The sequence below is a fragment of the Variovorax sp. YR216 genome (assembly GCF_900107745.1).
Classification (GTDB): domain Bacteria; phylum Pseudomonadota; class Gammaproteobacteria; order Burkholderiales; family Burkholderiaceae_C; genus Variovorax.
Genome location: NZ_FNRO01000002.1, coordinates 790433 through 801510 on the forward strand (window position 1 = coordinate 790433; position 11078 = coordinate 801510).

Annotated in this window: 10 protein-coding genes; 5 read left to right on the plus strand and 5 right to left on the minus strand. The window is 66.3% G+C overall.

What is annotated here, in order from left to right; all coding sequences use genetic code 11:
• Positions 1–24 precede the first annotated feature (24 nt).
• The 3 genes from aceF to lpdA are packed head-to-tail and all read left to right on the plus strand — an operon-like array spanning position 25 to position 4078.
• Entirely contained in the window at positions 25–1674 is a 1650-nt protein-coding gene (gene aceF, locus BLW05_RS08715) for a dihydrolipoyllysine-residue acetyltransferase (RefSeq protein ID WP_093161790.1), read from the plus strand.
• Entirely contained in the window at positions 1671–2261 is a 591-nt protein-coding gene (locus BLW05_RS08720; RefSeq protein ID WP_093161791.1) for an Ntn hydrolase family protein, read from the plus strand. Before aceF ends, BLW05_RS08720 begins: the two co-directional genes overlap by 4 nt.
• Positions 2258–4078, plus strand: a complete 1821-nt coding sequence (lpdA, locus tag BLW05_RS08725) for a dihydrolipoyl dehydrogenase (protein ID WP_093161793.1) — start codon at positions 2258–2260, stop codon at positions 4076–4078. Before BLW05_RS08720 ends, lpdA begins: the two co-directional genes overlap by 4 nt.
• Positions 4079–4229: 151 nt before the next feature.
• On the opposite strand, the gene BLW05_RS08730 is transcribed toward lpdA, so the two are convergent.
• On the minus strand, positions 4230–4796 hold the full coding sequence (locus tag BLW05_RS08730; protein WP_093161794.1) for a C40 family peptidase: 567 nt from the start codon (positions 4794–4796) through the stop codon (positions 4230–4232).
• A gap of 285 nt (positions 4797–5081) precedes the next feature.
• Between BLW05_RS08730 and BLW05_RS08735 the strand changes: the two genes are divergently transcribed.
• A complete protein-coding gene (locus BLW05_RS08735; protein WP_256330150.1) occupies positions 5082–6149 on the plus strand; it encodes a PQQ-dependent sugar dehydrogenase in 1068 nt (355 codons plus the stop codon).
• Here BLW05_RS08735 and BLW05_RS08740 read toward each other — a convergent pair.
• The gene (locus BLW05_RS08740; RefSeq protein ID WP_143044798.1) at positions 6146–6838 is read right to left on the minus strand and encodes an alpha/beta fold hydrolase; all 693 of its coding nucleotides are present in this window, start codon (positions 6836–6838) and stop codon (positions 6146–6148) included. The two genes, BLW05_RS08735 and BLW05_RS08740, sit on opposite strands and share 4 nt — an antisense overlap.
• Positions 6839–6941: 103 nt before the next feature.
• Positions 6942–8594 (minus strand): 4-hydroxyphenylacetate 3-hydroxylase family protein, encoded by a 1653-nt coding sequence (locus BLW05_RS08745; protein WP_093161796.1) that lies wholly within the window; start codon positions 8592–8594, stop codon positions 6942–6944.
• Between the two features lie 117 nt (positions 8595–8711).
• Between BLW05_RS08745 and BLW05_RS08750 the strand changes: the two genes are divergently transcribed.
• Positions 8712–9314, plus strand: a complete 603-nt coding sequence (locus BLW05_RS08750) for an isochorismatase family protein (RefSeq protein ID WP_093162147.1) — start codon at positions 8712–8714, stop codon at positions 9312–9314.
• A gap of 12 nt (positions 9315–9326) precedes the next feature.
• On the opposite strand, the gene BLW05_RS08755 is transcribed toward BLW05_RS08750, so the two are convergent.
• Together BLW05_RS08755 and BLW05_RS08760 are read right to left on the minus strand one after the other, a co-directional pair.
• Complete coding sequence (locus tag BLW05_RS08755) at positions 9327–10160, minus strand: tetratricopeptide repeat protein (RefSeq protein WP_256330116.1); 834 nt, start codon at positions 10158–10160, stop codon at positions 9327–9329.
• The gene (locus BLW05_RS08760; protein ID WP_093161797.1) at positions 10157–11077 is read right to left on the minus strand and encodes a non-homologous end joining protein Ku; all 921 of its coding nucleotides are present in this window, start codon (positions 11075–11077) and stop codon (positions 10157–10159) included. The genes BLW05_RS08755 and BLW05_RS08760 overlap by 4 nt, the downstream gene beginning before the upstream one ends.
• Position 11078 lies beyond the last annotated feature (1 nt).

Genomic DNA, 11078 nt, shown 5'->3' on the forward strand with positions numbered 1-11078 from the left:
GCGCCCTAGGGCGGGAGACACGATATGGCTACAGTGGAAGTCAAGGTGCCGGACATCGGCGATTTCGATGAAGTCGCTGTCATCGAAGTGCTGGTGAAGGTCGGCGATACGGTCAAGGCCGAGCAGTCGCTGATCACGGTGGAGTCGGACAAGGCCTCGATGGAGATTCCGTCGAGCCAGGCCGGCGTGGTGAAGGAACTCAAGGTCCAGGTCGGCAGCAAGGTGAGCGAAGGCTCCGTGGTGCTGCTGCTCGAGGCCGAAGGCGCGGCCGCCGCCGCACCGGCCGCGGCGGCGCCTGCCACTGCAGCGCCCGCGCCTGCTCCGGCAGCCGCTGCACCCGCGCCGGCCGCAGCCGCAGGTCCGATCGACGTGAAGGTGCCTGACATCGGCGACTTCAAGGACGTCGCGGTGATCGAGGTGCTGGTCAAGCCCGGCGACGCCATCAAGGAAGAGCAGTCGCTCATCACCGTCGAGTCGGACAAGGCGTCGATGGAGATCCCGTCGTCGGCTTCCGGCGTGCTCAAGGAACTGAAGGTCAAGGTCGGCGACAAGGTCAACATCGGTGACCTGATCGCGGTGATCGAGGGTTCCGGCGGCGGCGCGGCTGCTCCGGCTCCCGCGCCCGCCCAGGCTGCCGCTGCACCTGCGGCTGCGACCGCATCGGCGCCCGCACCGGCCGCGGCGCCCTCAGCGTCCGCAGTTGCACCGGCGCCGCATGACCCGACCGTCGCACCCAGCGGCAAGCTGCCGCATGCATCGCCTTCGGTGCGCAAGTTCGCGCGCGAACTCGGCGTGCCGCTCGACGAAGTGAAGGGCAGCGGACCCAAGGGCCGCATCACGCAGGAAGACGTCCAGAACTTCACCCGTGCCGTGATGAGCGGCGCGGTCAGCACCAAGGCCGCGGGCGCTAAGGCACCGGCCGGCGGCGGAGACGGTGCCGCGCTGGGCCTCATCCCGTGGCCGAAGGTGGACTTCACGAAGTTCGGCACCGTCGAGCGCAAGGATCTCTCGCGCATCAAGAAGCTCAGCGGCGCGAACCTGCACCGCAATTGGGTGATGATCCCGCACGTCACGAACAACGACGAAGCGGACATCACCGAACTCGAAGCCTTCCGCGTCTCCACCAACAAGGAAAACGAGAAGTCGGGCGTCAAGGTGACGATGCTGGCCTTCGTGATCAAGGCGGTGGTCTCGGCGCTCAAGAAGTTCCCCGAGTTCAACACCAGCCTCGACGGCGACCAGCTCGTCTACAAGCAGTACTACCACATCGGCTTCGCGGCGGACACGCCCAACGGCCTGGTGGTGCCGGTGCTCAAGGACGCCGACAAGAAGGGCATCATCCAGATCAGCCAGGAGATGGGCGAACTCGCCAAGAAGGCGCGCGACGGCAAGCTCGGCTCGGCCGACATGCAGGGCGGCTGCATGTCGATCAGCTCGCTCGGCGGCATCGGCGGCACGCACTTCACGCCGATCATCAACGCGCCCGAAGTGGCGATCCTGGGTCTCTCCAAGGGCCAGATGAAACCGGTCTGGGACGGCAAGCAGTTCGTGCCACGCCTGACCTTGCCACTGTCGCTGTCGTACGACCACCGCGTCATCGACGGCGCCGCGGCTGCCCGGTTCAATGCGTACCTGGGGCAGGTCCTCGCCGACTACCGCCGAATCATCCTATGACCACGGTCGTGGCCGTCCGCAAAGGCGGTCAGGTCGTGATGGCTGCCGATTCGCTGGTGACGTTCGGCGACACGCGTCTGTCGTTCAACGCCGAGGCGAACCGGAAGCTCTTCATGGTCAACGACGCAGCCGGGCAGACCATCTTCGCGATGGCCGGCGCGGCGGCGCACTACCTGGTGCTGCAGCACGCGCTTGCGGGGCAGCCGGTGGATTCGCTGCGCTTCGGCAGCAAGGACGAGATCTTCCACACCTTCACGCGGCTGCATCCGGTGCTGAAGGACTCGTTCTATCTGCAGACCAAGGAAGACGAGCACGAGCCCTACGAGTCGAGCCAGTTCACCATGCTGATGGCCAATTCGAGCGGGATCTACGGCGTCTACAGCTACCGCGAAGTCTTCGAGTTCAAGCAGTTCTGGAGCATCGGCTCCGGCCGCAGCTTTGCACTCGGCGCGATGCATGCCGCGTACGACAAGGCGCGCTCGGCGCGCGATGTGGCCGAAGCCGGCGTGGCCGCGGCCTGTGAATTCGATCGAAACTCGGCCGGACCGGTCGACGTTCTCTCACTCAAACTGAAGGTGTCCAAATGAGCGAAGTACAAGTCAAAGTGCCGGACATCGGCGATTTCTCGGAAGTCGCTGTGATCGAGGTGCTCGTCAAGGCGGGCGACACGGTCAAGGTCGAGCAGTCCCTCATCACGGTGGAATCGGACAAGGCGTCGATGGAGATTCCGTCGTCGCATGCGGGCGTGGTCAAGGCGGTGGCCGTGAAGGTCGGCGACAAGGTGAGCGAAGGCTCGGTGGTGCTGACGCTCGATGCAGTGGAGGGCGCCGCCGCTGCGCCCGCGCCTGCGGCGGCCCCAGCAGCACCCGCCGCTGCACCGGCAGCGAAGGCGCCGGCCGCACCGGTTGCGGCGCCGGTCGCGTCGACCTATGCCGGCGGTGTCGATGTCGAATGCGACGTCCTCGTGCTCGGCGCCGGCCCCGGCGGCTACTCGGCTGCTTTCCGTGCGGCCGATCTCGGGCTCAAGGTCGTGCTGGTCGAACGTTATGCGACGCTTGGGGGCGTCTGCCTCAACGTCGGCTGCATTCCGTCGAAGGCGCTGCTGCACGTCGCCGCGGTCATGGACGAGGTCAAGCACTTCGCCGATCTCGGCGTGAGCTACGGCGATCCCAAGATCGACCGCGCCAAGCTGCTGGCCCACAAGAACAAGGTGGTCGGCAAGCTCACCGGCGGCCTGACCGCCATGGCCAAGATGCGCAAGGTCACCACCGTGCGCGGCATCGGCGAATTCGTCGATCCGTACCACCTCAAGGTGCAGGAAACCACCGGCGACGGCAAGGACCTGGGCGCCAAGTCGCAGGTGGTGAAGTTCCGCAACTGCATCATCGCGGCCGGCTCGCAGGCGGTGCAGCTGCCGTTCATGCCGAAGGACGATCCGCGCATCGTCGACTCCACCGGCGCACTTCAGCTCGGCATCGAACCCAAGCGCATGCTGATTCTCGGCGGCGGCATCATCGGCCTCGAAATGGGCTCGGTCTACTCGACCCTGGGTGCGCGCCTGGACGTGGTCGAAATGCTGGACGGCCTCATGCAGGGCGCGGACCGCGACCTCGTCAAGGTCTGGCAGAAGATGAATACGCCGCGCTTCGACAACATCATGCTCAAGACGAAGACCGTCGGCGCCGAGGCAACCAAGGAAGGCATCCGCGTGACCTTCGAGGGCGAGCAGGCGCCGAAGGAGCCGCAGGTGTACGACCTCGTCCTGCAGGCGGTCGGCCGCAGCCCCAACGGCAAGAAGATCGGCGCCGAGAAGGCCGGTGTCGCGGTGAGCGACCGCGGCTTCATCCCGGTCGACGTGCAGATGCGCACCAACGTGCCGCACATCTTCGCGATCGGCGACATCATCGGCCAGCCGATGCTCGCCCACAAGGCGGTGCACGAGGCGCATGTCGCCGCCGAAGTCATCGCCGGCGAGCAGAAGGGCGACCACGAACTCGCGAGCGCGGCCTTCAACGCACGCGTGATCCCGAGCGTGGCCTACACCGATCCGGAAGTGGCCTGGGTCGGCCTCACCGAAGACCAGGCCAAGGCGACGGGCGTGAAGGTCGAGAAGGGCCTGTTCCCGTGGACTGCTTCCGGGCGTGCCATCGCCAACGGGCGCGACGAAGGCTTCACGAAGCTGCTGTTCGACGCCGAGACGCACCGCATCGTCGGCGGCGGCATCGTCGGCACCCATGCGGGTGACATGATCGGCGAGATCGCGCTGGCCATCGAAATGGGCGCGGATGCGGTCGACATCGGCAAGACGATCCATCCGCACCCGACGCTCGGCGAGAGCATTGGCATGGCGGCGGAAGTCGCCCATGGAAGCTGCACGGACCTGCCGCCGAGCAAGAAGCGCTGACCCCCAGCCTCGCCCACTTCGTGTGGCTCGGACACCCCCTCTCCGGGGGGCAACCCCAGCGGACCGGCGGAGCCGGTTCCGCGGGGTTTCTGGAACAAAAAAACCCGCCAGCGGCGGGTTTTTTCATGGGAGCGGCTGGTGGCTGTGCGGGTCAGTCGCCCGAGGTCTTGGCGTTGTCGTCCTGTGCGATCACGCGCCGTGCGCCGCTGAAGCGCCGCTGCCAGTAGCTGCCGCTCATGTCTTCCACGCGAACCTGCGCACCGGGCTTGGGCGAGTGGATGAACTTGCCTTCGCCGACATAGATGCCGACATGGCTGAAAGCGCGGCGCATCGTGTTGAAGAAGACGAGGTCGCCGGGCTTGAGTTCGCTGCGGTCGATCTTCTGGGTGGCTGCGGCCTGTTCTTCGGCGCGGCGGGGAAGCAGGTGGCCGACGGTCTGGTTGTACATCGCGCGGACGAAACCGCTGCAATCGAAGCCAGTCTCAACCGTGTTGCCGCCTCGGCGGTAGGGAACGCCCAGGAAACCCATGGTGGTGACCACGAGGTCGGAAGTGCGGTCGACGACGGTCTGGCGCACTTGCTGGAACTGCCCCTTCAGGGTCTTGTCGACGACCTGTGCTTCGGCGGCGGTGTCATCGCCGAAGTCCGGACGCTGCAGCGGCGCGGCATGAACCGAGATCGCGAGCAGCAGGCCGGCGGTGAGTAGGATGAAACGCATGGCGCGTAAGGATATGGATGACACCCCGGGGTGTCAATTTGAAGCGAAGTCGCGATTCTGCACGTAACTTCTTGCTGCTGATGGGTTTTTTTGATCCTCTCATATCAAAAAATGTAAATGTTTCAGTTATCCGCCATAAGCGTCGACCGGCATGTAATGCAAAAGGCTTTGAAATTGGATGGAATGACCAAACGATTGAAAATCCCGCTCCTTCGAAAGATGCGCATGAACTCCCTGTTGATGAACCGCCAAGCAGTGGCACGATGGACTCTTTGGTTTGCAGCGATGGCGGCCGGCGCCGCCGTCGCGGCGCCCCGGCCGGAAGTGATTGCGTCCGGGTTGGAGAACCCCTGGGGCGTGACTTTCCTGCCCGGCGGTCGTTTCCTGGTCACCGAGCGACCTGGCCGGCTGCGCGTGGTCGCAGCCGACGGCAAGGTCGGTGCGCCGGTCAAGGGACTTCCGCCGATCGCGGCCGGCGGGCAGGGCGGTTTGCTGGATGTGCTCGCCGATTCCGGCTTCGAGAAGAACCGGACGATCTACTTCTGCTTCTCCGAGCCTGATGCGGGCAACAGCGCGGCCAACAGCACCGCGCTCGCGCGGGCGGCGCTCTCGGCAGACGGCAGCCAGCTCGACGATCTCAAGATCATCTTCCGCCAGCAGCCGAAAGTCGTGAGCCGCAACCACTTCGGCTGCCGCATCGTCGAGATGCCGGATGGCACGCTGTTCCTCACGCTGGGCGAGCGCTTCAGCCGCAAGGAAGACGCGCAGAAGCTCGACAACCATCTCGGCAAGATCGTCCGCGTGACCAAGGACGGTGCGGTGCCGAGGGACAACCCCTTCGTCGGCCAACCCGGCGCGCTGCCGGAGATCTGGAGTTATGGCCATCGCAACAGCCAGGGCGCGACCCTCGGGCCGGACGGCAGGCTGTGGATGCACGAACACGGCCCGCAGGGCGGCGACGAAATCAACATCCCGCTTCCGGGCCGAAACTATGGATGGCCGGTCATCACCTACGGCGAGAACTACGGCGGCGGCAAGATCGGCGAGGGAATCACCCACAAGGAAGGCATGGAGCAGCCGCTTCACTACTGGGTGCCGTCGATTGCGCCTTCGGGCATGGCATTCCTCACGAGCGACCGCTACGGCGCTGCGTGGAAGGGCAATCTTTTCATCGGCTCGCTCAAGTTCGGGTATCTCGATCGCATCGAGCTCCAGGACGGCAAGGTGGCTGCCGAGCACAAGCTGCTCGAAGAAGCCCGTGCGCGCATCCGCGACGTCAAGCAGGGGCCGGACGGCCTGCTCTACATCCTGACGGACGAGTCCAACGGCAAGCTGATGCGGTTGCTGCCCTAGCCAGAGGGCGAAGAGCAGCGCGGCAGCGCCAGCACCGGCAGCACCTCGTGCCAGAGCCGCCGCCATTCGGGCCAGTCGTGCCCGCCATCGGTGCGGAACACATGGCCGGGCGGCAGCACGGCGGCCAGCAACTCGTGGCTGAATGCGAACCGGTCGTCGCGCCCGAAACCCAGATAGAGCTGCGGCAGTTCCGGCGCATCGGGCTGCGTGCCGTAGCGCTGGAGCCATGCCCACATGCGCTGTTCGCCGTTGTCGCCGGGCAGGGCGTGGGTCGGCGCATGCCAGCGCGCCAGGCCGCCCGCGTTCGCGATGTCGAGGCTGGTGGTGCGCTCGCCGAGGTAGGGGGACAGCGCGACGAGGCCGTCCAGTTGGCCTGGATTCATGGTCGCGTAGGCCAGCGCACCGAGGCCGCCGACCGAAATGCCGGCGATCCAGATCGAGGTGTAGCCCTGCCGCCGTGCGGGCGCGATCACGTCTTCGCCCAGGCGCTTGAGGATCGCCATTCCGCTGGTGTAGTAGCCCAGCGGGGCGTCGGCGCGCAGCACATCGACCGCCAACCCGCGTTCTTCGACTGCGGCGATGAAGCCTTCGCGCAGGAACTCGTCGGGCTCGGAATAGGCGCCGGGCAGCAGCACGAGCAGCGTGCGTGCATCCGCCGCGCATGGGCTCCTGTGGAGGAACGTGTCCATCGGCGTCTTCGGAGGCCGCACCGATGCGCAGCCCGCGATCAGCACAGCAGCGCTCACCGCGGTCAGCAACGCGATCAAGAGGCGCTGGCCGGGCCTGTGAATCTCAGCGGCTCCGGCCTGCGTCGCCGTGCGGCAACGGCAGATCGACCATGACCGGCTGTCCCGGCGTGGTGCAACCGGTGTCGCAGCACTTGCCCGGCTGGCGGTTGCGCGTGATCGGCCGCTTCGGATCATGCGGCGCGGCGGCTGGCGAGCCGTCGCCGGAGATCCCCCGCTCCAGGATGCGCTCGACCAGTTCCACCTTCGAGCCGACCGGGTAGTTGCGATAGATCTCCTGCTTCATCGCCGCCGGCGAGCCGCCGCCATGCAGGCTGATCGTGCTGTACCACCCGCCCTGGTAGCCGGCGGTCAGGTCCTCGATGAATCGCGCCGTCTCGATGCGCTGTTCGTACGGCACGTCCGGGTTCGCGCGCAGCACGTCCGCCAGCCGCGCGGCTGTTGCCGGGTTGTGATCCTCGTCGGGGCCCGGCAGCGCGACGATCAGTCCGCCGCTCACATAGTGCGCGATGCGGTGCATGTCGTAGATCCTGGTCGCGAGCAGCAGCTTGCCGATGTTGCTGAAGACCGGCTCCGGCATGAACACATCGCAATGTTCGTCGGCCTTGGCGTACACGCTCGCGGCCACGCCGCAGGCAAAGAAGCTTTCGGTGATGGTGATGAGCTCCACCATCTGTTCGCGCAGATGCGTCTCGCGTCCGGGGTCGAAGCCGTTCGCCTCGCACATCAGCGCGCCCGCGCCGATCAGCAGATCGCCGAAGCCTGCGCGCGCGCCGATACAGCTGTGCCGGTGGTGCGTCGCGTAGCTGTAGGTGAGATGGCTGCTGTGCTCCCACTCGCCTGCGTAGAAGACGCGGTCCCACGGCACGAACACGCGGTCGAAGATGCACACGGCGGTGCTTTGCCCGTACTTCCGGCTGAAGAGCGCCTCGCCATGCTCGAGCTTCTCGCCCGGCCGGCCCGCCGGGCGCGCGACGATCGTGAGGCCCGGCGCGTCGAGCGGCACCGCACAGCAGACCGCGAAGTCGGCGTCTTCCTGTCCCATGTTGCGGCACGGCATCACCAGCAGTTCGTGCACATAGGGCGCCCCGGTCACGATCGCCTTGGTGCCCGAGATGACGATGCCGCGCACGCCATTGTTCAGCGCATTGCGCTCCACGATGTGCACGTAGCTGTCGGCGTTTGCCTGTTCGTGCGGCCGCTTGCTGCGGTCGCCCTTGGCATCGGTCATCGCGACGCCGAGCGTCAGATCCTGGTCCTGGACGCGGTGCAGGTATTCGGTGAACCGCGCGGTGTGCTCGCGCGTGCCGTGCGCGTCGTCGATTCGGGCCGAGACCTGCGCGATCGCATTGAGCGCATCGTGCGTCAGGTAGCGCTGGGCGCATCCGGTTTCCTGGCATACGAGGCGCACCGCTTCCAGCTTGTTGAGCAGATCGCCCGAGCTGGTGTTGATGTGCGAGAAGCGGTTGACCTGCTTGCCGCTGGTGCGCTGCACCGCGGTCATGATCGGCGCGTACTGCGCTTTCAGGGCGTGGTCGTAGGTCAGCGCGATGGCGTTGATGCCGGGTTGGAAGGCGCGCTCGTCGGCCACGCTGTCGACCTTGCGGCCATCGACATACACGGTCGGGCGATAGCGGCGGAGCGATTCGCGGAAGTCCTGGCCGGACATCAGCGCGGCGGTGCTGAGCGGGGCGTTCATCGTCTCTTCCTTGGTGCTTGCGCAAGGGCTCGTCGGCCCGGGCGCTTGTTCGATAATTTGACCATCGAATCGCCCATGGCGCGCACCGCCGCCATCACCTCCGAAAGAAGACACCCCATGCTGCTCGACGCATCGCAATCCCAACTGGTCCTCGTCGACTATCAGGCGCGCCTGATGCCCGCGATCTTCGAGGCCGACGCCGTCGCGAAGAACGCGGTGCGGCTCGGCAAGCTGGCGCAACTCGTGGGCGTGCCGGTCTTCGGCACGGAGCAGAACCCGTCCAAGCTCGGCGAGAACCTTCCCGACATCCGCGCGCTGTGCCAGCGCACGCTCGCCAAGATGCATTTCAGCGGCGCGGAAGAAGGCCTCGGCGAATGGCTTCGCGCGCCGGCCAAGGCACCGCAAGGCAATGCGCGCAGCCTGCCCAAGCATCTTCAGAAGCCGCAGCCCGCTGCCGAAGAGCGCAACACGATCGTGATCGCAGGATGCGAAGCGCATGTGTGCCTGCTGCAGACCGCGCTCGATCTGCTGGAAGACGAATTCGAAGTGTGGGTCGTGACCGACGCCTGCAGCTCGCGCACCGAGCGCAACCGCGATGCGGCCTTCGACCGGCTGGCTGGCGCGGGCGCCGAACTCGTGACGACCGAGATGGTCGGCTTCGAATGGGTGCGCACCGCGGAGCATCCGCGCTTCAAGGACTTGCAGGCGCTGATCCGCTGATCGCGCGGGCGGCTACTTCTGGAGCCGCCGATACGCGCTGAAATGCCGGATCGCCTCGCGCCGGTGGCCGAGGTGGTCGTAGAGGCGCCCGACATTGAAGTGCGCATCGCCGATGGCCGGGTCCAGCTTCAGGCAGCGCTCATAGGACTGGATCGCCTCGTCGAGCCTCCCCAGGTCCTCCAGCGCCACTGCGCGGTTGAAGTGCAGGAGCGGCACGTCCGGAAGGCGGTGCAGCGCGTCGTCGTAGAGCTGGGCCGCTTCGGCCTGCCGGTCGGATTCGCAGAGGATGGCGCCGAGGTTCAGGTAGGCGTCCGCGTGATCGGGCGCAATCGCGAGCACCTCGCGGTAGGTCGCTTCCGCCGCCTTCGCGTCGTTCGATTCGAGCGCTTCCGCACGTGCGAAAAGCGCCTCGGCGGACACTGCCTGCGGCGGTGCATCGCGCCGACGGTCCACGAAGGCGACCGAGCCGCGCGTCGCTGCCACGTCGAAATCCATCAGCAACTGGCCGGTTTCCGCTTCCCAGCGACTTTCGCGGTCGTGCACCGCGATGGAGTTGCCCACCGCGGTGATGCGCAGCCCGGTCAGCGGCAACTCTTCCGGCAGCGTCGCCTTCAGGCGCTGCAGCGCGCGGAGGATCTTGCGCGTGGGGATGTCGGCCTGCTGCAGATCGTGGGCCGTGCGCAGCAGCACCACGTCGCGGAACGAAAAGCGGTAGGCATTGCGCGGCCCGCGCTTGGGGCTCACGAAGCCGTTGGCGATCAACCCGGCGATGGCGCTCCGCGAGAGGCCCAGCATCTCCTGGATGCTGCGCAGGGTGTGCGGCGTTTCGGGATGGTCGAGCGTCACTTCCTGGATCGCGCCCTGGCAGGGGCCGGCGCCTCGACAGCGGCCTTGGTGGCGCGCTTGGCGCCCTTGCGCTCGTTCGCGACCATCGGTGTGACGACTTCTTCGGCCGGCGCGCGGGCGGGCCGCTTGCCGGCGCCGGACTTCGCCAGGCTGGCTTTCAGCATTTCGGTGAGGTCGATGATCTGGCCCCCGCTCGCGGCCTCTTCGTGGTGCTCGACCGCGACCACCTGCTCGCCAGCAATCTTCGCGTCGATGGCCGCGAGGATGCGCTTTTTCTCCTCGTCGACGAACTGGGTCGGGTCGTAGCTGTCCTGCGAGATCTGGTCGATGAGTTGCAGCGCGAGCTTCACTTCGGCATCGGAGGGCGAGACCTGTTCGATCTGGAGCTCCTTCATCGAGCGCACTTCGTCCGCATACAGGAGCTGCTGGAGCACGAGTCCGTCCTCGTGCGCACGCACCTGCACCACGTATTGCTTGCCTTTCCAGGTCCACTTGGCGAGCGCGCACTGGCCGCTCTTGTGCATGGCCGCGAGCAGCAGGGTGTAGGGCTTCGCGCCGCGCTTGTCGGGGGCGATGTAGTAGGCCTTGTCGTAGTAGATGGGGTCTACCGCGCGCTCCGGAATGAACGCAACGATCTCGATGGTGTGGGTCGCGCTGTCCTCGACGGCCTTGAGCTCGTCGGGCGTGAAGATCACATAGCGGTCCTTCTCGAACTCGTAGCCCTTCACCATCTCGGAGCGCGGCACGACGATCGAGGGGTCCTTCTCCGAAACGTACTGCTGCTTGACGCGCGAACCGTCCTTGGCGAGCAGGTTGAAGCGGACCGTCGCGCTGCTTTCCGTGGCGGAATAGAGCTTGACCGGAATGGAGACCAGCCCAAAGCTGAGCGATAACGAAGCGAGTGAACGAGCTGCCATG